This window comes from Microbispora oryzae (assembly GCF_017896165.1).
Taxonomy (GTDB): Bacteria; Actinomycetota; Actinomycetes; order Streptosporangiales; family Streptosporangiaceae; genus Microbispora; species Microbispora oryzae.
Genome location: NZ_JAFCNB010000001.1, coordinates 184,623 through 205,580, shown reverse-complemented (window position 1 = coordinate 205,580; position 20,958 = coordinate 184,623). Strand labels below are relative to the sequence as shown.

Here is a 20,958-nt window from a genome sequence, read left to right as displayed (position 1 = left end):
GGGTCTCAGGCAGGCGGGTCACAGGCGCGAGGGTCCGGCACCGACGGTTCACAGCCCACCGGGTCCAGGGGAGCCGGTTCCAAGGGCACGGGCTCTGCGGCAGGGGGGTCGAAGGCCGCGGGGTCCAAGGGCGCCGGCTCCAAAGCCGGCAATGGGGCCGCGCCGAAGGCCAGGCGGCCCGGTGGACCTGCTGAACGTGGCGCTGCCGAACGTGGCGCTGCCGAACGTGGCCGGGCTGAGCGCGTTCCAGGCCGGCCGAAGGGCGCGGCGGGCACAGGAGGGCCGAAGGGCACGGGAGGCCCCAAGGGGGCGGGAGGTCCGAAGAACGCGGGGGGTCCGGGAGGGCCCCGCGATCCCCGCGATCCCCGCGATCCCCGCGATCCCCGCGATCCCCGGCGGCCCGCCCGGCCCGCGGTTCCGCCGCGGCCGCCCGCCGTCCTGCGGCTGGGTAATCCGGCGCGGCGGCTGAACGCCGCGCTGATCGCCATGGCCTTCGTGCTGTCACTGTTCGCCGGGCGGCTCGTGCAGCTCCAGGGGCTCGATTCGAAGGTGCTCCAGGCGCGCGCGGCCAAATATCGCGTGCAGCCGGAGGTGCTGCCGGCCAGGCGCGGCTCGATCACCGACATAGGCGGGCACGAGCTGGCCGTGACGGTCGACGCCCGGGAGATCTACCTCGACCCCAAGGACGTCGACCCGGCCAAGCGGTCGCAGGTCGCGGCGATGCTGACGGAGCAGCTGAACAAGCCCAGGCAGGAGATCGACGCCACGCTGGCCAAGACGAACCTGCGGTACGTCCCGATCTCCCGGGACGTCGACCCGTTGCGCGCCAAGCACATCATGAGCTTCGGGTTCAAGGGTGTGGGCGCCAAGCAGACCTACCGGCGGCTGTACCCCGGAGGGACGCTGGGGGGCAACCTGCTCGGCTTCGTCGGGGTGGACGGCAACGGGCTCGAGGGCCTGGAGAGCGCGTACAACAAGGTCCTCGCGGGCCGCGACGGCAAGCAGAGCATCGAGATCGGCAGGGAGGGCCAGCGCATCCCGATGACCCGCAGCACGCGCGAGACCCCGGTGCCGGGACGTGACGTGCGCCTGACGATCAACCGGGACGTCCAGTGGGCGGCCGAGCAGGCCATCGCCAGGCAGGTGCAGGCGACCAGGGCGCGCAGCGGCAGCGTGATCGTCCTGGACGTGCGCACGGGGCAGATCGTCGCGATGGCCAACGCGCCCCAGATCGACCTCAACGAGTGGCAGGACGCGCCGGTCGAGGACCGCGCCAACCGGGCCGTCTCCGAGATCTTCGAGCCGGGCAGCACGAACAAGGTCATCACCGCCGCCGCGGCGATGGAGGCCGGCGCCGTGACCCCGACGACCGTGCTGCGGGTGCCCGACCACATCCAGTGCGCCGACCGGACCATCAAGGACGCCGAGCCGCACAAGGTGGAGTCGCTGACCTTCACCGGCGTGATCGCGGAGTCGAGCAACGTCGGTACGATCATGGCGGCGCAGAGCCTGCCGAGCCAGCGGCTGTACGACATGTTCCGGGCCTTCGGCTTCGGTTCGGGCAGCGGCTCCGGGCTTCCCGGAGAACAGGACGGCCTGCTCCCCGCGTGGCAGGACTGGTCGGGCAGCCAGCGCTGTACGATCGCCTACGGCCAGGGCATCTCGGTCACCGCCCTGCAGATGGCCAGCGTCTACCAGACGATCGCCAACGGAGGAGTGCGGGTGACCCCCACGATCGTCGCGGGCACCACCGACGAGCACGGCAGGCTCGTGCCGTCGCCGGCGCCCGGGAAGACGCGGGTGATCAGCGAGCTGACGGCGCGGAGGATCGCGCAGATGCTGGAGGCCGCCGTCGGCAACGACGGAACCGGCACGGCCGCATCCATCTCGGGCTACCGGGTCGCCGGAAAGACCGGCACCGCCATGCGGTACGACGAGAAGTGCGGGGGATACTGCGGATACACGGCCACGTTCGTCGGCTTCACGCCGGCGGACGCGCCCCGGCTGGTGGTGCTGGCCGTGATCCAGGATCCCAAGAAAGGCCACTTCGGCGGCATGGTCGCCGCCCCGGTGTTCAAGGACGTCATGACATTCGCGTTGAAGAGCAGGAAGATCCCGCCTACGGGTACGAAGGCGCCCCGGGTCGACCTTCGCACCCGAGGGTGACGGGGAAAGGTACGCTCTCCGCCGTGCGTCCCCCGTCCTCCATGCGACCCGCCGCCGTCCCCGCGCGCCCGCTGTCCGGGCTCACGGCGCTGCTCGGCGCGGCCTCGTCCGTCCCCTCACCCGGCGCCCGGGTGGTCAGGGGAGCCGTCACCGGCGTCACCATCGACTCCCGCCAGGTGCGGCGCGGCGATCTCTACGTGGCCATGCCCGGCGCCCGCGCGCACGGCGCCGAATTCGCCCGCGACGCGCTGGCGGCGGGCGCGGCCGCGATCCTCACCGACGGTCAGGGCCGCGACCTGGCCGCGGCCACCGGCCTGCCCGTGGTCGTGGTCGACGACCCGCGGGCCGTGCTCGGCGAGGTCGCCGCCTGGGTGTACGGCAGGCCCGCGGCCGGTCTGACGCTGATCGGCGTCACCGGCACGAGCGGCAAGTCCACCTCGTCGTTCCTCCTCGAAGCGGGGCTGCGCGCGGCGGGCCACCGCACCGGCCTGGTGGGAGGCGTGGAGATCCGGGCGGGCGACCTGTGCTTCCCGGCCGTGCTCACCACCCCCGAGGCGACCGACCTGCAGGGGCTTTTCGCCCTGATGCGGGAGCAGGGGGTGACGGCCGCCGCGATGGAGGTCTCCAGTCACGCCCTCGCCCTCGGCCGCGTCGACGGCCTCTTCTACGATGTCTCGATCTTCACCAACCTGTCGCAGGACCACCTCGACTTCCACCGCGACCTCGACGACTACTTCGCGGCCAAGCGGCGCCTGTTCACCCCGGAGTTCACCCGCCTGGGTGTGGTGAACGCCGACGACGCGCACGGCCGCGAGCTCGCGGCGCTGGCCAAGATCCCCATCACGACGTTCTCCGCCGAGGGGGCGCCCGAGGCCGACTGGCGGGCCGAGCAGGTGCGGCTCGGCGGCGACGGCAGCGCGTTCCGGGTGGTGGGACCCGGGGGCGTCGAGGCCGACGCCACGGTCGGCCTGCCCGGCCCGTTCAACGTGGCCAACACGCTCGGGGTGCTCGTCGCGCTGGTGGAGGCCGGCGTCCCGCTGCAGACGGCCGTGCACGGCGTCGCGTCGTTCGCCGGGGTGCCCGGCCGGATGGAACGGGTGCCCGGCTCGGCGGATGTCCAGGTCATCGTCGACTACGCGCACAAGCCGGGAGCGGTCGAGTCCGTGCTGCGCTCGCTGCGCGCCGTGCTCGACGACAGCCCCGGAGGCCGTCTCGTCGTCGTGCTCGGCTGCGGCGGCGACCGCGACCGGGGCAAGCGGCCGCTGATGGGGGAGGCCGCGGCGCGGCTCGCCGACATCGCCGTGTTCACCAGCGACAACCCCCGCACCGAGGACCCGCTCGCGATCCTCGCCGCGATGCTGGACGGCGCTCTGGAGGTGCCCCCCTCCGAGCGGGCCCACGTGGTGGTGCAGCCGGACCGGGCGGCCGCCATCGATCTGGCGATTTCCGGCGCCACGCCCGGAGATGTGGTAATCGTGGCCGGCAAGGGACACGAGCAGGGGCAGTACGTCGGGGACGAGGTAATCCCCTTCGACGACCGCGACGTCGCCGCCCGTGCCGTGGAGAGGCGCGCGCGGGCGGCGCTCGCCGGCGAGGGGTTCCCCGATGTCTGAGCCGCCCCCGGCGCCCCGCGGCCGACCGACCAGCGCGATAGAGAGCAGGACAGACCGATGATCCCGTTGCCGTTGTCCCGGGTCGCCGAGATCACCTCCGGCGCCCTGACGGGCATGGCCGACCCCGCGACCGTGATCCGCGGCCCCGTCGTGATCGACTCCCGGCGGGCCGGGCCGGGGTCGCTCTTCGTCGCGATCAAGGGAGAGCGGGTGGACGGGCACGACTTTGCGGCGCGGGCCTGCGCGGCCGGCGCCGCCGCCGTGCTGGCCACCCGCCCGGTGGAGGCGCCCGCCGTGATCGTGAGCGACGCTCAGGCGGCGCTGGCGAGCCTCGCCGCGGCCGTGGTCGCCGACCTGCCGGACGTCACCGTCGTCGGCGTCACCGGCTCGGCGGGCAAGACCACGACGAAGGACCTGCTGGCCGGTCTCGCGGCCAGGATCGGCCCCACCGTCGCCCCCGTCGGGTCGTACAACAACGAGATCGGCCACCCGCTGACCGTGCTCAGGGCCGATGCGGCGACCCGCTACCTGGTCCTGGAGCTGAGCGCCCGCAACATCGGCCACATCGCCTACCTCGCCGGGATAGCGCCGCCGCGGATCGGGGTGGTGCTCAACGTGGGCACCGCGCACCTCGGCGTCTTCGGCGGCAAGGAGGCCATCGCCCGGGCGAAGGGCGAACTGGTCGAGGCGCTGCCCGCGGACGGGGTGGCCGTGCTCAACGCGGACGACCCCCTCGTGTCGGCGATGTCCGAGCGCACCGCGGCCCGGGTGACCACCTTCGGCCGCTCGGCCGGGGCGCACATCCGGGCGGAGGCCGAGTCCCTGGACGAGCGTGGCCGCGCGTCGTTCACGCTGCGCACTCCCTCGGGTTCCGCGCCGGTACGGCTTCGCCTGCACGGCGCCCACGCCGTCGAGAACGCGCTGGCGGCCGCCGCCGCGGCGTACGAGCTGGGGCTCCCCGTGACGACGATCGCCGAGGAGCTGTCGGGTGCCGAGCCGCGCAGCCGATGGCGCATGGAGGTCGGCGACCGCCCCGACGGGGTGATGGTGATCAACGACGCGTACAACGCGAACCCGGACTCGATGCGGGCGGCCTTCCGCAGCCTGGCCGCGATCGGCGCGGGACGGCGCAGGTTCGCCGTGATCGCCGCGCTCCGCGAGCTGGGCGAGGAGTCGGCCGCGCTCAACGAGGGCGTCGGGCGGCTCGCCGCGGGCGAGGGGCTGGAGGCGCTGATCGTGGTGGGACCGGACGCCGGTCCGATCCTGGCCGGCGCCCCGGGCGCCGTTCATGTGCCGGACGTCGAGGCGGCCGTGGCGGAACTGTCCGGCCGGCTGGCGCCGGGCGACGTCGTGCTAGTCAAGGGGCCGCGTGCGGCCGGGCTCGAGCGGGTCGCCGAGGCGATCCTCGGAGGTGACGCCCGGTGAGGAACATCCTCATCGCGGCGGCGGTATCGCTGCTGCTGTCCATGGTCGGCACCCCCCTCGCGATCCGGCTGTTCGGCCGTCGCGGCTACGGCCAGAACATCCGGGAGGAGGGGCCGTCGGGGCACTACGACAAGAAGGGCACCCCGACGATGGGCGGCACGGTGATCGTCATCGCGTCGCTGATCGGATACTTCACGGCCCACCTGACGACCCTGTTCTCCGCGGTCACCGACCCGCCGACCGCGTCGGGACTGCTGGTGCTGTTCCTGATGACCGGCCTGGCCGCGGTGGGCTTCCTGGACGACTTCATCAAGATCTACAAACAGCGCAGCCTGGGGCTGCGGAGCGGCGCCAAGGCGGCCGGGCAGCTGGTGGTCGGGGCGATCTTCGCCGTGCTCGTCGTGCGGTTCCCCAACGGCTACGACATCACGCCGGCCGAGACGAAGCTGTCGTTCCTGCGGGACTTCGGCCCGTCGATCGGGCTGCTCGGCTTCACCGTCTGGGTGCTGTTCTACATCGTCGGCTTCTCCAACGCCGTGAATCTGACCGACGGCCTCGACGGCCTGGCGTCGGGGGCCACCTGCCTCGTGCTCGCGGCGTACGTGCTGATCGGCAACTGGCAGCTGCGCAACAGCTGCACGCTGCTGCTCGGCCCCAACTGTTACTCGGTACGCGACCCGCTTGACCTGGCCGTGGTCGCCGCGGCGGTGCTCGGCGCCTGTTTCGGCTTCCTGTGGTGGAACGCCCCGCCCGCGAAGATCTTCATGGGCGACACCGGCTCCCTCGCCCTCGGCGGCGTGATCGCCGGGCTCGCCTTCACCACCCGCACCCAGCTGCTGCTCGTCATCCTCGGCGGCCTGTTCGCGATCATCACGATGTCGGTGATCATCCAGGTCGGCTTCTTCAAGATGACCCGCAAGCGTGTCTTCCGCATGGCGCCCCTCCAGCACCACTTCGAGCTGTCCGGCTGGGCGGAGACCACGATCGTGGTCCGGTTCTGGCTGATCGCCGCGCTCTGCGTGGCCGCCGGGCTCGGCCTGTTCTACCTGGAATGGATGCCCAAGCAGTGAGCGTCGTCGTCGCCGGCCTCGGCGTCTCCGGGCGGGCCGCCGCCCGCGCCCTCGCGGCGGCGGGCGAGCGCGTCGTCGTCCTGGAGTCCGCGGACGGGGAGCGCCAGCGGGCCGCCGCCGGCGAGCTGGAGCCCCTGGGGGTCGAGGTGCGGTTCGGCGAGCCGGCCCTGCCCGGGGACACCACGATGGTGGTCACCTCGCCCGGCTGGCGTCCCGGCCACCCCCTGCTGACCGACGCGGCGAGCCGGGGCGTGGAGGTGGTCGGCGAGGTCGAGCTGGCCTGGCGCCTGCGGGACGGGTCCGCCGCGCCCTGGCTGGCGCTCACCGGCACGAACGGCAAGACCACCGCCGTCCGGATGCTGACCTCCATCCTGTCCGCCGCCGGACACCGCGCCGCGGCCGTCGGCAACGTCGGGGTGCCCATCGTCGAGGCGGTCGGCGGGCCCTACGACGTGCTGGCGGTGGAGCTGTCGAGCTTCCAGCTGCACTGGTCGCCGAGCCCGGCGCCGCTGGCCGCCGCCGTGCTGAACGTGGCGCCCGACCACATCGACTGGCACGGCTCCATGGAAGAGTACGCCGCGGCCAAGAGCCGGATCTTCGCGCACGCGGGAGTGGTGATCCACAACGCCGACGACGAGTGGTCCACCCGGCTGGCCGGGCCGTACGAGGCACGGGTCGGCTTCACGCTGGGGGTGCCCCGCCCGGGGCAGCTCGGCGTCGTGGAGGACCTCCTCGTCGACCGCGCCTTCGTGCCCGACCCCCGCGCGCAGGCGGAGGAGCTGGCCTGCCTGGCCGACGTCCGGCCGTTCGCCCCGCACAACGTCGCCAACGCGCTGGCCGCCGCCGCGCTGGCCCGGGCGTACGGGGTGCCCCCCGACGCCGTACGGCGGGGCCTGGCCGCGTTCGTGCCCGACCCGCACCGGATCGCCCACGTGGCGGCCGTCGGGGGCGTCGACTATGTGGACGACTCCAAGGCCACCAACCCGCACGCGGCGGCGGCCTCCCTGGCGGCCTATCCGTCCGTGGTGTGGATCGCGGGCGGCCAGTTGAAGGGCGCGGACGTCGACGACCTGGTGCGGCGCGCGGCACCGCGCCTGCGGGGGGCGGTGCTGCTGGGCACCGACCGGGAGCCGATCCGGCGGGCGCTGGCGCGACACGCCGCGAATGTCCCCGTCGTGGAGGTGCCGGGGCAAGACACTGGGGTCATGGACCGTGTCGTCGCCGAAGCCGCCCGCCTCGCCGCGCCGGGTGACACCGTGCTGCTCGCCCCCGCCGCGGCCTCCCTGGACATGTTCGACGGATACGGGGCGCGCGGGGAGGCGTTCGCCGCCGCCGTGCGGCGCCTGGCGGATCGGTGACGGATCGGTGACGGCGCAGCAGGCGGAGCGCGCGGGGCGGCAGGCGGAGCACGCGAGCTGGAGCCGGACGCAGGTCGCCGCCCTCCGCGAGCTGCTCAACCGCCCCCTGACGTCCTACTACCTGGTCCTGGGCTGCAGCGCCCTGCTGCTCGCGCTCGGGCTGATGATGGTGCTGTCGGCCTCCAGCATCGAGGCGATCCAGGAGATCGGCGACCCGTTCTACTGGTTCCTCAAGCAGTCGATGTCGGTCGCCTTCGGCCTCCCGCTGATGTGGGCCTGCTCGCGGCTGCCGCAGCGGTTCTTCCGGCTGGCCGGCTACCCGCTGATGGCGATCTCGATCATCGGCCTGCTCGTTGTGATCTTCGTCGGGCAGGAGGTGCTCGGCGCCCAGCGGTGGATCCAGGTGGGGCCCCTGTCGGTGCAGCCGTCCGAACCCGCCAAGCTCGGCCTGGTGCTGTGGGGAGCCGACCTGCTCGCCCGCAGGGCCCGCGGCGGCCGGATCGAGTGGCGGCAGCTGCTGATCCCGCTCATGCCGGGCACCGCCATCATCGCCGTGCTGGTCATGCTCGGCCGCGATCTCGGCACCACCATCGTGCTGATGCTGATCTTCCTGGCGCTGCTGTGGGTCGTGGGCGCGCCGATCCGCCTGTTCGGCGGCATTCTCGCGTTGCTCGTGCTGGCCACCGTCGTGATGATCATAGTGGAGCCGTACCGGCTGGCGCGCCTGACGACCTTCCTGCGGCCCTGGGACTACTCGCAGAACGAGGGGTTCCAGGCCGTGCAGGGGCTGATGGCCATCGGATCGGGCGGCTGGTTCGGCCTCGGCCTGGGCAGCAGCCACGCCAAGTGGGGCTGGGTGCCGCACGCCGAGAGCGACTTCATCTTCTCCATCCTGGGCGAGGAGCTCGGGCTGATGGGCACGCTCGTGGTGGTGGCCCTGTTCGGCCTGCTCGGATACGCCGGGCTGCGGATCGCGGCCCGCACGGCCGACCCGTTCGTCCGGCTGACCGCCGCGGCCGCCGCGGCCTGGATCAGCGGGCAGGCGATCGTGAACATCGGCGCCGTCATCGGCCTGTTCCCGATCACCGGCATCCCGCTGCCGCTCGTCTCGTACGGCGGGTCGGCACTGCTCCCCACCCTCGCCGCCGTCGGCATGCTGCTGTCGTTCGCCCGGCGCGAACCCGGGGCGGCCGAGGCCCTGGCCGCCCGTGGCCCCGGACCGGCCGCGCGGGCTCTAAGCTGGCTTGGCCTGGGTGGCCGCGCCAGGCCGACAACGGGGGAGCGGCGCGCCGCAACGCGCAAGGACGGAAAGAAGCGGGAACAGGGAGTGACATGAGGGTGGTCCTCGCCGGCGGCGGGACGGCCGGCCATATCGAGCCGGCGCTGGCGCTGGCCGACGCGCTTCGCGAGTACGACCCGGCGATCGGCATCACCTGCCTGGGCACCGAGCGCGGCCTGGAGACCCGGCTGGTTCCCGCCCGCGGCTACGAGCTCGCGCTGGTGCCCGCGGTGCCGCTGCCCCGCTCGATCACGCCCCAGCTGCTCACCGTGCCCGGCAGGCTCGCCGGAGCGCTCAACGCGGCCGCCGGGATCCTCGACCGGGAGCGGGCCGACGTGCTGGTGGGCTTCGGCGGTTACGTCGCGACCCCCGGCTACCTGGCCGCCCGGCGGCGCGGCGTCCCGATCGTCGTCCACGAGGCCAACCCCCGCCCGGGGCTGGCCAACCGGCTCGGCGCCCGGCTGACCAGCCATGTCTTCACCGGGCACCCTGACGCGTCGCTGCCGGGCGCGGAGTACGTGGGCATCCCGCTGCGCCGGGAGATCTCCCAGATGGACCGCCTGTCGCTCGGCGACAAGGCCAGGTCGTACTTCGGGCTGGAGTCCGACCGGGTGACGCTGCTGGTGTTCGGCGGCTCCCAGGGCGCGCGCTCGATCAACCAGGCCGCCCTCGACGCCGCGCCCTACCTGCGGGCCGCCGGCGTCCAGGTGCTGCACGTGATCGGGCCGAAGAACACGGTCGAGGTGGAGCCCCCGCCGGGCGACCCGCAGTACGTGATCCTTCCTTACGTGGACCGCATGGATCTGGCCTACGCCGCCGCCGACCTCGTGCTGTGCCGCAGTGGCGCGATGACCTGCGCCGAGCTGACCGCCGTGGGCCTGCCCGCGGCGTACGTGCCGCTGCCGCACGGCAACGGCGAGCAGCGTCTCAACGCCGAGCCCATCGTCAGGGCCGGGGGTGGGATCATGGTCGACGACGCGGACCTGTCGGCCGCGTGGATCGTGGAGACGCTGCTGCCGATCCTCAACAACCCCGAGCATGTGGTCGCCATGTCGGAGGCCGCATCCCGGATGGGCCGCAAGGACGCCGACCGGACGCTCGCCCGCAAGGTCCTGGAGATCGTTTCCCGATGAGTCTCGTCAAGCTCGTTGAGCCCGTCCCGGCGGCCGACCTGGGGCGGGTCCACTTCATCGGCATCGGCGGCGCCGGCATGTCGGGCATCGCCCGGATCCTGCTGAAGCGCGGGGTGCCGGTCTCCGGCAGCGACGCCCGGCCGTCCGACATGCTGATCGAGCTGCGGGAGCTCGGCGCCGTCATCCACGTGGGCCACGCCGCCTCGCACATCAGAGACGTCGACACGGTCGTGGTCTCCACGGCGATCCGCGACTCCAACCCCGAGCTGGGGGAGGCCCTGCGGCAGAACCTGCGGGTCATCCCGAGGGCCGCCGCGCTCGCATCGGTGATGGCGGGCCGCAACGGCATCGCGGTCGCCGGCACCCACGGCAAGACCACCACCACCTCGATGCTGACCGTCGCCCTGCAGAAGTGCGGCGAGGACCCGTCGTACTGCGTGGGCGGGCAGCTCGTCACCACCGGCCTCGGGGCCGACGACGGAACGGGCGAGGTCTTCGTGGCCGAGGCCGACGAGAGCGACGGGTCCTTCCTCATGCTCGCGCCGCGCATCGCCGTCGTCACCAACGTCGAGGCCGACCACCTGGACAACTACGGCGACCCCCAGGCCGTGTACGACAGCTTCGCCCGCTTCGTCGAGCGGGTCCAGGAGCTGCTCGTGGTGTGCGCGGACGACCCCGGCGCCGCGGCTCTCGCGCCCATCGCCAGGGCCAGGGGCCTGCGGGTCGTGACGTACGGCGAGTCTCCGGACGCCGACGTGCGTACGGTCGACGTGGTGCCGCGGGGGCTCGGGGTCGAGTTCGCCGTGGCGGGCCACGGCGAGGCGCGCCTGGTCGTCCCCGGACGGCACAACGCGCTGAACGCCACCGCCGTGATCGCCGTGGCGCTGGAGCTCGGCCTGCCGTTCGCCGAGATCAGGGAGGGTCTGGGGGCCTTCAGCGGGGCCAAGCGACGGTTCGAGGCGAAGGGCGAGGCGGCGGGGGTCTGCGTCTTCGACAGCTACGCCCACCACCCGACCGAGCTGAGCGCCGACCTGCGCGCGGCCCGCGACGTCGTGTCCGGCGGCGGCCGTGTGATCGCCGTCTTCCAGCCGCATCTCTACTCGCGCACCCGGTTCTTCGCCGACGAGTTCGGCACGGCCCTCGGGCTCGCCGACGAGGTGATCGTGCTGGACGTGTACGGCGCGCGGGAGGATCCCGAGCCCGGCGTGTCCGGCGCGCTGGTCGCCGGGAAGGTGCCGCTGCCCGCCGAGCGGGTGGCGTACGCCCCGGACCGCGCGTCGGTGCCCGGGCTGGTGGCCGGGCGCGCCCGGCCGGGCGACATCGTGCTCACGATGGGCGCCGGAGACGTGACCGAGCTCGGCCCCCGGATCGTCGCGGAGCTGTCCGCCCGATGAGGCCGCCGCCGACCCAGCCGACGACCCAGCCGACGAGCCCGCCGCCGACCCAGCCGACGACGCGGCCGAGGCCGCAGGGCGGGCGCGGGTGAGGCGCGGGTGAGGCGCGGGTGAGGCGAACGGTCCGGCGCACGGCCCTGGCGGTCCTGCTCACCGGCGGCGTCGTCGGCGTGGCGACCTGGGTGATGTTCTTCTCGCCGGTGCTCGGCGTCCGGGAGGTCGCGATCGCCGGCAACAGCCGGATCCCCGCGGAGCAGCTGCGCCAGGCGGCCGGGGTGCGCGCGGGCACCCCGCTCGCGACCGTGGACCTCGGCGAGGTCGAACGGCGTGTCGGCGCCGTGCGGGCGGTCGAGTCGGCCCGCGTGGAGCGCAACTGGCCGGGGACGCTGCGGGTGACCGTGGTGGAGCGCACCCCGGTCGCGGCCGTGCCCCAGGGCGCGACGACGGCGGTGGTCGACCGCTACGGCGTCGTGCTCCAGCAGGTCGCGGTGGCGCCGCCCGGGCTGCCCGTGCTGCGGGTTCAGCGGGCCGGCATCGACGACCTGGCGACCCGCGCGGCCCTGGCCGTCCTGCGGACGCTGCCGCCCGAGGTGCGCGACCGGGTCAGCGAGGTGCGGGCGCCGTCGCCCGGGAACGTCACACTGCGGCTGTCCGACGGCCGCGCGGTCGTCTGGGGAGACAGCCGGCACGGGCCGGACAAGGCGCGCGTGCTGCTCGCCGTTCTGGCCAAGCCCGGGCACACGTACGACGTGAGCTCGCCCCAGGTGGTGACGGTGAAGTGAGCGGCCCGCCGTACGGCGGGCACGGGCGTCGTGCGAATGGGACAGGGCGCGACACGCCGGGCGGCCTTGCGGCGCGGTTAGTTGACCCTGGGGGACAGGCAACCCTACTGTCCGTATCAATCCTCAGGTTGACATAACTCTAAATCTCAACTTGAGGGTGAGAGTTCAACAGTCAGCGGGCGTCGCCCGCACGGAAACGCAAACGAGCGGAAAGGCCCCTCGTCGTGGCAGCACCGCAGAACTACCTCGCGGTCATCAAGGTGGTCGGCATCGGCGGCGGCGGAGTGAACGCCGTCAACCGGATGATCGAGGAGGGACTCAAGGGCGTCGAGTTCATCGCCATCAACACTGACGCCCAGGCGCTGCTGATGAGTGACGCCGACGTGAAGCTCGACGTGGGGCGCGAGCTGACCCGGGGCCTCGGAGCGGGCGCCAACCCGGAGGTGGGCCGCAAGGCCGCCGAAGACCACCGGGAGGAGATCGAGGAGGTCCTCAAGGGCGCCGACATGGTCTTCGTGACGGCCGGCGAGGGCGGCGGCACCGGCACCGGCGGCGCGCCGGTCGTGGCCAGCATCGCCCGGTCGCTCGGCGCGCTCACGATAGGCGTAGTCACCCGGCCGTTCAGCTTCGAGGGCAGGCGCCGGGCCATGCAGGCCGAGGCGGGCATCGAGACCCTCCGCGAGGAGGTGGACACGCTGATCGTCATTCCGAACGACCGGCTGCTGTCGATCTCCGACCGGCAGGTGAGCGTGCTCGACGCCTTCAAGGCGGCCGACCAGGTGCTGCTCTCGGGTGTCCAGGGCATCACCGACCTGATCACCACGCCGGGTCTGATCAACCTCGACTTCGCCGACGTCAAGTCGGTCATGTCCGGGGCGGGTTCCGCGCTCATGGGCATCGGCAACGCCAGGGGCGACGACCGTTCGGTCGCGGCCGCCGAGATGGCGGTGTCGAGCCCGCTGCTCGAGGCGAGCATCGACGGCGCCCACGGCGTGCTGCTGTCCATCGCGGGCGGCTCCGACCTGGGCCTCTTCGAGATCAACGAGGCCGCCCAGCTGGTGTCCAACGCCGCCGCGCCGGACGCCAACATCATCTTCGGCACGGTCATCGACGACGCGCTCGGCGACGAGGTGCGGGTGACGGTGATCGCGGCCGGGTTCGACGAGCCGGCCCCGGCGAAGCCGGTCGCCGCGCCGGTCTCCCGTCCGCAGCAGACGCGTCCCGCCGCGGCGTCCCGCCCGGCGGCCACGCCGGCGCCCGCGAAGCCGGAGCCGAGGGCCGAGCAGGGGCCGGCCGCGCGGACCGGCGGCCTGTCCGCCGCCCCGGCCCAGCCCCAGGCGGCCCCGGCGGTCTCCGCGGCGCCGCAGTCGCTGCCGCAGCCGGTGGCACAGGCGGCGCCCCAGCAGCCGGCCCAGCCCGCGCCGCAGCCGGTGAACCAGCCGGCCGCCCCGCAGGCCGCGCCGGCGCAGCCCGCACAGGCCGAGCCGGTCACGGCGTTCAACCGTGAGCCTTCGGCCGACGGGGCCCGGGGCGACCAGGGGGCCGGCACCGGTCCGCTGTCGATCCCGCGGCCCACGCCCGAGCCGCCCACTCCGATCACCTCGCGCGTGAGCCAGCCGGGTCCGCGCCGTCCGGTGGTGTTCGAGGAGCAGGAGGAGGAGCTCGACGTGCCGGACTTCCTCAAGTGAGCTCCGGCATGGGTATCGGTGTGAGCGTCGGCGTGGACACGGCCGCACGTGTCTGACCCGCGACGGGAGGAACTGGCCGCGGGCCTCGCCGAGGTCGAGGCCCGCGTCGAGGCGGCCTGCCGGGCCGCCGGCCGGTCCCGGTCCGAGGTCACCCTCATCGCGGTGACCAAGACCTACCCGTCCTCCGATGTGCGCCTGCTCGCCGGGCTCGGCGTCGCCGACATGGGGGAGAACCGCGACCAGGAGGCGGCCGCCAAGGCCGCCGACTGCGCCGATCTCGATCTGACCTGGCACTTCATCGGTCAGTTACAGACCAACAAGGCGCGGTCGGTGGCCTCCTACGCCCATCTGGTCCACTCCGTGGACCGGCCGCGGCTGGCCGAGGCGCTGAGCCGGGAGGCCGTACGAGCCGGGCGCGAGGTCGGGTGCCTCATCCAGGTGGCGCTGGGCCCGGCGGAGGCGGGAGAGATCGGGGCCCGCGGCGGGGCCCGCCCCGACGAGGTGCCGGCCCTCGCCGACGTGATCGCGTCATCACCGGGTCTGCGGCTGCGCGGGGTCATGGCGGTCGCCCCCCGGGGGGAGGACCCGGACGCGGCCTTCGCCCGGCTGTGGGCCGTCTCCCAGTCCCTGCGCAAGGAGCACCCCGCCGCCGAGGTGATTTCGGCGGGAATGAGCGGCGATCTGGCGCAGGCTGTGGCGAACGGCGCGACACACCTGCGGATCGGTACGGCGTTGCTCGGCCGCCGGACGCCCTTCGTCAGGTAATGTCCCCCAAGTGGACCTTGGGTCCGCCCACCAGGTAGAGGTCGATCAGCGGTGAGCTCCAAGGGGGGTAAGGCTACCGCCCTGGCCTTCCGAAGGGACCTTGAAGGAACCAGCGACGCGGAGGACGACGAGCGATGGCCGGCGCGATGCGCAAGATGGCGGTCTACCTCGGTCTCGTTGAGGACGACCGCTACGACGAGAGGTACGCGGCCGAGTACGGCGACGAGGAGTACACCGACGCCGACTACGAGTCCCGTCGCGGCTTCGCCGGCGCGGCGGTCCCGAACACGGCGTTCCACGAGCGCGACGAGGACGGGGAGACGCCCGTCCCGGCACCCAGGTCCCCGGCCGCGGTGCTGGAGCGCCGTACGACCGATCTGGCGCGTATCACGACCCTCCATCCCCGCACGTACAACGAAGCCCGGACGATCGGCGAGCACTTCCGCGAGGGGACGCCGGTCATCATGAATCTGACTGAAATGGTCGACAGCGACGCCAAGCGGCTTGTCGATTTCGCGGCAGGTCTCGTCTTTGGGCTACACGGAAGCATCGAACGTGTTACGAACAAGGTGTTCCTGTTGTCCCCCGCCAACGTTGAGGTGACCGCCGAGGACAAGGCTCGAATCGCGGAACGCGGCTTCTTCAACCAGAGCTAGAGTTCCATCATGGACAGTGACCGGCTGAGCGGCGCCGCGAGGCGCCGCGGTCGGCGGGATCAGCAGATGGAGGCGGGGCTCGACCGTGGGGATCATTAGTGAGATCTTGGTCTTCCTCCTCTTCATCTTTTTGATCCTGCTGATAGGCAGAATGATCATAGATACGGTGCAGGCGTTCGCCCGCTCCTGGATGCCCTCCGGGGTCGTCCTGGTGCTGGCAGAGGTCATCTACACGGTGACCGACCCCCCTCTCAAGTTCCTCCGCCGTTTCATTCCGCCCCTCAGGTTGGGTACGGTGGCCTTTGACCTGAGCTTCACAGTGCTGTTCATTGTGGTTTTGCTCTTGATCGAAGTGGTGAACGCGCTTCCTTGATTCGGGCAGCGTCCCCGCCGGACAGACTCCAAGCGCGCCAAGGAGACCCAAATGCCGTTGACGCCCGCTGATGTGCGGAACAAGCAGTTCAGTACCACCCGGCTCAGGCCAGGTTACGACGAGGAGGAGGTCGATGCCTTCCTCGACGAGGTCGAGGCGGAGCTCGACCGCCTGATCCAGGAGAACGAGGAGCTCCGCGCGAAGCTGGGCGAGTGCCTGAGGGGCAAGGTCCCCGGCGGCATGGGCGTGGGTGGCCCGATGCAGATGGCCCCCGCTCCGGTGGCCGAGCCCAAGCCGGAGATGATGGCCCCCCAGCCTGAGCCGATCAAGCCCCCGGAGCCGGTCCGCCCCGAGCCCGTCCCCGTCGGAATGGGTATGCCCCCGGCCGAGGACAACATGGACACCGCGGCCCGCGTGCTGGCGCTCGCCCAGCAGACGGCCGACCAGGCCATCGCGGACGCCCGCCGTGAGGCCGACGAGACGGTCACCCGTGCCCGCCGCGAGGCGGACGACATCCTCGGCAAGGCGCGGCGCCAGGCCGAGCAGATCATCGGTGACGCTCGCGCCCGCGCCGAGACCCTGGAGCGCGACGCCCAGGAACGGCACCGCCAGGCCATGGGCACGCTGGTGCAGACCCGAGACGAGCTTGAGCGCAAGGTCGAGGAGCTGCGCAGCTTCGAGAGGGAGTACCGGAGCCGCCTGAAGCTGTATTTGGAGAACCAGCTGGCCGAGCTGAACGTCTCAGCCGAGGGCAGTGGCGGGTTCCCCATCGTCGGCGCCGCGCCCGCGATGGCGCACGCCGTCGCCCCCGGTGCGCAGCCGATGTCGGCCGCTCCCAACCCCTTCGCTCCGGAAGTCCCCCAGCACACCGGTGCGTTCCCCGGTCCCGACGGCCCGCACAACGACCGCCGGTAAGTGTCAGACGGGTCCACCCGGGCCCGGTATCTCGGAGAACCCCCCGTGATCCTCATCAGTGCCGCCCTGGTCTTGGCCGCTCTCGTCCTGCTCATCGCAGGCGTCCTGCTGGCCACGCCGTCCCTCGTGATGTGGTCGATGGTGGTCAGCCTGCTGTCCGCTGTCTGCCTCACTATCGGGGCACTGCTGAGGCGCCACGAGCTGTTCCCCGCCGGCGGGCGTGCCGCCGACGGGACGGCTCCCACCCCCCCGGGTTCGCCCGTCCCCCAGCTCGCCGGCGCCGTCACCGGGGCATACGGCGGGACGTTGGCGGGGGCGTCGGCGCATCCGGTGGCGAGCCCGATGGTGGCGGCTCCACCCGTCGCGCATCATCCGGTGCCGCCTCAGTCCTTCCCCCCGCGCCTCCAGCCGACGGCGCGGCTCAGTCGTCCGCCGGCCACGCCCGGTGGCGGTCTCGACCCGGACACCATCGTCCTGGTCATCCCCGGCAGGAAACGCTTCCACCTGGCGACCTGCCGGCAGCTGGCGGGACGAGAGGTGGAGGAGCTCACCTACGAAGAGGCCCGCGACGAGGGCTTCACCCCGTGCACCACCTGCCTCCCGGATCTGACCTCGCGGCCCACGGCGGAGCCCGAGGGTACGACGCCCCTCGCTGGGCCGCTCCGCGAGAGCGGGCGAACCGGGACCGCGGGCTCCGGCGCCGCTGCCGTGACACCCGCCGTCACACCCGCTGTCACACCGGGCACCACGTCGGCTGCCACGCCGTCCGCCGCATCGGCCGTCACGACGGGCCTGTCCGCGCCGGCCGCCGCGTCAGGCGCCCCCGAGACTTCAGCTACGGGTGGAGCGTCATCCACCGATCCCGCCTCCACCGACCACGTTTCCACCGAGCTCGCCGCTGAAGCCGGCACCGGTGGCCCAGTGGCCGGAGAGCGGAAAGACGCCCCCGAAGCAGACAGGCCAGACTCCGGCGACGCGACGGCCGATGAGCCCGCCGCCGGAACACTCCCGGGAGCCTCACCCGAGGCCCCCGCGGAGCCTCACGCGGACACCCACTGGGACACTCACACAGAGCCACGCACAGAGCTCCACACGGGGGCTCGCCCGGAGAGCTCCGTCGAGGCCGCGGCGGGGGACGTGACAGACGCCGGGGCTGAGACATCCAAGGCTGAGACATCCAAGGCTGAGACATCCAAGGCTGAGACATCCAAGGCTGTGACATCCGGGGCTGAGACGTCCAGGGTGGACTGGTTCGGTCGCGCGGTCACCCCTTCCCCGGCTTCCCCCGCCGACCCGGAGACCTCCTCCGGCGGCACCGCACTCGACTGGTTCAGGCGACCCGCCCCAGACCTCGACGGAGCCGAGGAGGCGGCAGAGGGCGCCGCTGAGCCGGGCCGTGGGCAGGACGGACCAGACGGGCAGAACGGCCGATCCGGTGATGAGCCGGTGGAGCCGGTAGAGGCCAAGGGACCCGGGCGCGCCGGGTCCGTGGCTTCCTCCGGCTCCGCCACCGGCGCCACCGCCGAGATCACCAGAACCGCCGCCATCCCGAAGACCGGTGAACCGGACGACTCCGCCGCCGAATTCATCGAGGCCGACCGCGAGCTCGGCGACGACTCCGATGACTACTCCGAAGACACCAGGGACGTGACCCGGGAAGTCGCCGCGCTCCTGGCCGCCACCGGACCGTCGGCGCCGCGGGCCGCCGAGGACCGCGGAGGCGTACGGGACGGCGACGAAGGTGAGGAGCACGCGGAGCCGGCCGGCACCGGTACGGGGAGCGGCACGGAGGGCGGCACGGAGGGCGGCGGCACCACGCCGGAGGCCGACGCGGACATCGACCCAGACACTGATCCGGACACTGATCCGGACGCTGCCCCAGAAACCGACCCTGAGGCTGACCCGGACACTGCCCGGGACGCCGACCCGGCTGCCTCCGGAGACGGCGGTGCGACGGTGAAGGTGATGGTCGGCACCCGTCGCTACCACAGCTCCGACTGTCCCCTGATCAGCGGCCTGGACGACGCCGGCGTCGAGATCATGACGCGGCGGGAGGCCGAGGAGGCCGGTCTCACCCACTGCTCGGTCTGCCAGCAGGACTAGAGCGGGCCGGCGGTCCCTGCCGTCAGACCGACAGGGCCTGGCGGTAGTGGCGGGGAGAACGTCCCGTGACGCGCTTGAAGGCGTTGCTGAAGGCGCTCTCCGACTGGTAGCCGAGCTCGGCGGCGATGGCCGCGACGCTCGTGTCCGTCGCCCGCAGCTTCTTCGCCGCGATGCGCATGCGCCACGAGAGCAGATAGTCGTGCGGCGGGCTGCCGACGAGCTCGGTGAAGCGCCCGGCGAAGCCCGACCGCGACATGTGGACGGCCGAGGCGAGGTCGTCCACCGTCCAGCGACGGCCGGGTTCGGCGTGCATGAGGCCGAGTGCGGCGCCGATCTGGGGGTCGCTGAGGGCGGCGGGTATGGGCCCCCACACGTCCCGGTCCCGGGCGGCGTGTGCCCGTAGCAGCTCGACGAAGGCGACGTGCGCGAGCCGTTCGATGACGAGTGCTGAGCCGAAGCGGTGGACGGTGGTCTCGCGCTCCAGCACCGGCAGCAGGGCGTGGAGGGTGTCCGCGGCGTCGCTGGTCGCGGAGACGTGCACGAGAGGCGGCAGGATGCCGGAGAGCGCGTCGGTGTCCATCTCCTCCAGGTTGATCCGCCCGCCGACGAGGACCGTCTCGCTCCCAGTGCCCCATCGGGTCGGCGGGCCGCCCGGCTGACCGTAGACCTCGGCCGCCGGCACCGCCGGGACGTCCGGTGAACTGGCCAGGCGGTACGACCGTCCGATGCCGACCAGGAAGCAGTCGTGCTCGGCGAGCCGCACGGGCTCGCCGGCTCCCTCGGCGGTCACCCAGCACGAGCCGCGCAGGACGGCGCCGAACTTGGCGTGCCGGTAGCCCTCGAAGTCGATGGCCCAGTCGCCGCCGGTCTCCAGCCGGGAGAACAGGCTGTGGCGGCCGTCGAGCGACGCGATCACGTCGGAGAGGGGATCCATTCGCTTCCTTGGAGGATCGAGCAGGTCATGTGGTGGATCACGTATGGTCCGGCCCCGTGGGCGTGCCTAGCGTAGGACGCGGGGGCTGGCGGGGGTTTCATACCTTATGCGACCTTGGCGCGGAGTCTGCCGAGGGTCTCGCCCGCCGGAGCCCGGCAAAGCCTGGCAGAGCCTGGCAGAGCGTGGCAGAGACAGCTAGAGCCCGGCAGATGCCGGCATGCGCAGGCAGAAGCAGACTGATCGACGACCGACAGGGGGGGACGAAATGGTGTTCGAGGGCCGTGCGTGGCGCGTGGTGAGTTTCGGTGATCCGATGAAGGGGGTCCGGCTGGAGGAGACGCGGTGGCCGGAACCGGAGCCGGGACAGGCGCTGGTACGCGTCCGGACGGCGGGGGCGGGGTTCCCCGACCTGTTCATGGCGAGCGGTCACTTCCCGGGGCTGGACACGCCGCCGTTCGGACTGGGGGAGGAGGTCGCCGGTGAGGTCGTGGCGGTCGCGCCGGGATCGCCGTTCGCCGTGGGCGACCAGATCATGGGCATCACGCCGTTCTTCGCCGGCTGGGGTGGCTACGCCGACTACGCGTACGTGCTCGAACAGTCGGCGATCCGCATTCCCGTGGGAATGACCGACGAGCAGGCCGGCGGGTTCCCGATCGGCTTCCGGACGGCCTACGCGGCGCTGGTCGAGCGGGCCCCGGTCGAGGCGGGCCAGACCCTGCTCGTCCTGGGCGGCGCGGGCAGCTCAGGGGTCGCCGCGACGCAGCTCGGCAAGGCGCTGGGCGCCACGGTGATCGCGGTCGCGGGGAGCGACGACAAGGTGGGCTTCTGCGCCCGGCACGGCGCCGATCACGTGGTCAACTACCGGACGGCCGACCTCGTCGAGGAGGTCGGCAAGATCACGGACGGGCGCGGGGTCGACGTGATCTTTGACCCGGTCGGCGGGGACACCGCGGCGCGGGCGATCAGTACGCTGGCGCGCTACGGCAGGATCGCCGTCGTCGGGCTGGCGGCCGGGACGACCGTCCCGATCGACTCGCTCGATCTCCTGCTGCGCAACTACAGCGCGGTCGGTGTGTTCGCGGGCGGTCACACGCCGGAGGAGGACGCCGCGGCGTGGGGCCGCCTGTCCGAGCTGGCGGAGCAGAAGGCGATCACCACCTCCGTGGGCACCGTCTTCTCGTTCGACGACGTGCCCGCCATGATCAGCGGGCAGGGCTCGCCGCCGCCCGGCAAGTCGGTCGTCCGCGTCTCCTCGTGAGGACGCGGCCGCAGCCGGGACCGGGGCCGGGGCCGGCGATCCCGGT

General features: G+C 72.8%; 17 protein-coding genes. 16 read left to right on the top strand and 1 reads right to left on the bottom strand.

Annotated features, from left to right (window positions below):
- Positions 1-486 precede the first annotated feature (486 nt).
- The 15 genes from JOL79_RS00890 to JOL79_RS00820 all read left to right on the top strand — a co-directional run bounded on the left by JOL79_RS00890 (position 487) and on the right by JOL79_RS00820 (position 18,720).
- Entirely contained in the window at positions 487-2,166 is a 1,680-nt protein-coding gene (locus JOL79_RS00890) for a peptidoglycan D,D-transpeptidase FtsI family protein (protein WP_210153659.1), read from the top strand.
- 41 nt (positions 2,167-2,207) lie between these two features.
- Positions 2,208-3,779, top strand: a complete 1,572-nt coding sequence (locus JOL79_RS00885) for a UDP-N-acetylmuramoyl-L-alanyl-D-glutamate--2,6-diaminopimelate ligase (RefSeq protein ID WP_210154149.1) — start codon at positions 2,208-2,210, stop codon at positions 3,777-3,779.
- A 57-nt stretch (positions 3,780-3,836) separates the two neighbouring features.
- Positions 3,837-5,204: a UDP-N-acetylmuramoyl-tripeptide--D-alanyl-D-alanine ligase gene (locus tag JOL79_RS00880; protein WP_210153658.1), complete on the top strand. Its 1,368-nt coding sequence runs from the start codon at positions 3,837-3,839 to the stop codon at positions 5,202-5,204.
- A complete protein-coding gene (gene mraY, locus JOL79_RS00875) occupies positions 5,201-6,274 on the top strand; it encodes a phospho-N-acetylmuramoyl-pentapeptide-transferase (RefSeq protein ID WP_210153657.1) in 1,074 nt (357 codons plus the stop codon). The genes JOL79_RS00880 and mraY overlap by 4 nt, the downstream gene beginning before the upstream one ends.
- Positions 6,256-7,632 (top strand): UDP-N-acetylmuramoyl-L-alanine--D-glutamate ligase, encoded by a 1,377-nt coding sequence (gene murD / locus JOL79_RS00870; protein ID WP_210153656.1) that lies wholly within the window; start codon positions 6,256-6,258, stop codon positions 7,630-7,632. Before mraY ends, murD begins: the two co-directional genes overlap by 19 nt.
- Positions 7,633-7,639: 7 nt before the next feature.
- Positions 7,640-8,968: a putative lipid II flippase FtsW gene (ftsW, locus tag JOL79_RS00865; protein WP_210153655.1), complete on the top strand. Its 1,329-nt coding sequence runs from the start codon at positions 7,640-7,642 to the stop codon at positions 8,966-8,968.
- The gene (gene murG / locus JOL79_RS00860; protein ID WP_210153654.1) at positions 8,965-10,044 is read left to right on the top strand and encodes an undecaprenyldiphospho-muramoylpentapeptide beta-N-acetylglucosaminyltransferase; all 1,080 of its coding nucleotides are present in this window, start codon (positions 8,965-8,967) and stop codon (positions 10,042-10,044) included. Before ftsW ends, murG begins: the two co-directional genes overlap by 4 nt.
- Positions 10,041-11,438: a UDP-N-acetylmuramate--L-alanine ligase gene (murC, locus tag JOL79_RS00855; protein ID WP_210153653.1), complete on the top strand. Its 1,398-nt coding sequence runs from the start codon at positions 10,041-10,043 to the stop codon at positions 11,436-11,438. The genes murG and murC overlap by 4 nt, the downstream gene beginning before the upstream one ends.
- A gap of 110 nt (positions 11,439-11,548) precedes the next feature.
- Positions 11,549-12,220 (top strand): cell division protein FtsQ/DivIB, encoded by a 672-nt coding sequence (locus JOL79_RS00850; RefSeq protein WP_307848216.1) that lies wholly within the window; start codon positions 11,549-11,551, stop codon positions 12,218-12,220.
- Positions 12,221-12,444: 224 nt separating this feature from the next.
- Entirely contained in the window at positions 12,445-13,908 is a 1,464-nt protein-coding gene (gene ftsZ, locus JOL79_RS00845; protein WP_210153652.1) for a cell division protein FtsZ, read from the top strand.
- A gap of 48 nt (positions 13,909-13,956) precedes the next feature.
- Positions 13,957-14,673, top strand: coding sequence for a YggS family pyridoxal phosphate-dependent enzyme (locus JOL79_RS00840; RefSeq protein WP_210153651.1), 717 nt, complete (start codon positions 13,957-13,959; stop codon positions 14,671-14,673).
- Between the two features lie 134 nt (positions 14,674-14,807).
- On the top strand, positions 14,808-15,329 hold the full coding sequence (locus JOL79_RS00835) for a cell division protein SepF (protein WP_210153650.1): 522 nt from the start codon (positions 14,808-14,810) through the stop codon (positions 15,327-15,329).
- Between the two features lie 85 nt (positions 15,330-15,414).
- Positions 15,415-15,702: a YggT family protein gene (locus tag JOL79_RS00830; RefSeq protein WP_210153649.1), complete on the top strand. Its 288-nt coding sequence runs from the start codon at positions 15,415-15,417 to the stop codon at positions 15,700-15,702.
- Positions 15,703-15,753: 51 nt separating this feature from the next.
- The gene (locus JOL79_RS00825) at positions 15,754-16,617 is read left to right on the top strand and encodes a DivIVA domain-containing protein (RefSeq protein WP_210153648.1); all 864 of its coding nucleotides are present in this window, start codon (positions 15,754-15,756) and stop codon (positions 16,615-16,617) included.
- 45 nt (positions 16,618-16,662) lie between these two features.
- Complete coding sequence (locus JOL79_RS00820; protein ID WP_210153647.1) at positions 16,663-18,720, top strand: hypothetical protein; 2,058 nt, start codon at positions 16,663-16,665, stop codon at positions 18,718-18,720.
- A gap of 22 nt (positions 18,721-18,742) precedes the next feature.
- Here JOL79_RS00820 and JOL79_RS00815 read toward each other — a convergent pair whose 3' ends face one another.
- Positions 18,743-19,654, bottom strand: a complete 912-nt coding sequence (locus JOL79_RS00815; RefSeq protein ID WP_210153646.1) for an AraC family transcriptional regulator — start codon at positions 19,652-19,654, stop codon at positions 18,743-18,745.
- A 313-nt stretch (positions 19,655-19,967) separates the two neighbouring features.
- On the opposite strand from JOL79_RS00815, the gene JOL79_RS00810 reads away from it, so the two are divergent.
- Complete coding sequence (locus tag JOL79_RS00810; RefSeq protein ID WP_210153645.1) at positions 19,968-20,912, top strand: NADPH:quinone oxidoreductase family protein; 945 nt, start codon at positions 19,968-19,970, stop codon at positions 20,910-20,912.
- Positions 20,913-20,958: the final 46 nt, after the last annotated feature.

Bases quoted from the DNA above. Each gene is read 5' to 3' on its own strand.
- JOL79_RS00885 (WP_210154149.1), top strand. From the start codon at position 2,208: ATGCGACCCGCCGCCGTCCCCGCGCGCCCGCTGTCCGGGCTCACGGCG.
- JOL79_RS00880 (WP_210153658.1), top strand. From the start codon at position 3,837: ATGATCCCGTTGCCGTTGTCCCGGGTCGCCGAGATCACCTCCGGCGCC.
- JOL79_RS00890 (WP_210153659.1), top strand. From the start codon at position 487: ATGGCCTTCGTGCTGTCACTGTTCGCCGGGCGGCTCGTGCAGCTCCAG.
- JOL79_RS00825 (WP_210153648.1), top strand. From the start codon at position 15,754: ATGCCGTTGACGCCCGCTGATGTGCGGAACAAGCAGTTCAGTACCACC.
- JOL79_RS00810 (WP_210153645.1), top strand. From the start codon at position 19,968: ATGAAGGGGGTCCGGCTGGAGGAGACGCGGTGGCCGGAACCGGAGCCG.
- murD (WP_210153656.1), top strand. From the start codon at position 6,256: ATGGATGCCCAAGCAGTGAGCGTCGTCGTCGCCGGCCTCGGCGTCTCC.
- JOL79_RS00815 (WP_210153646.1), bottom strand. From the start codon at position 19,654: ATGGATCCCCTCTCCGACGTGATCGCGTCGCTCGACGGCCGCCACAGC.
- JOL79_RS00835 (WP_210153650.1), top strand. From the start codon at position 14,808: ATGGCCGGCGCGATGCGCAAGATGGCGGTCTACCTCGGTCTCGTTGAG.
- murG (WP_210153654.1), top strand. From the start codon at position 8,965: ATGAGGGTGGTCCTCGCCGGCGGCGGGACGGCCGGCCATATCGAGCCG.
- murC (WP_210153653.1), top strand. From the start codon at position 10,041: ATGAGTCTCGTCAAGCTCGTTGAGCCCGTCCCGGCGGCCGACCTGGGG.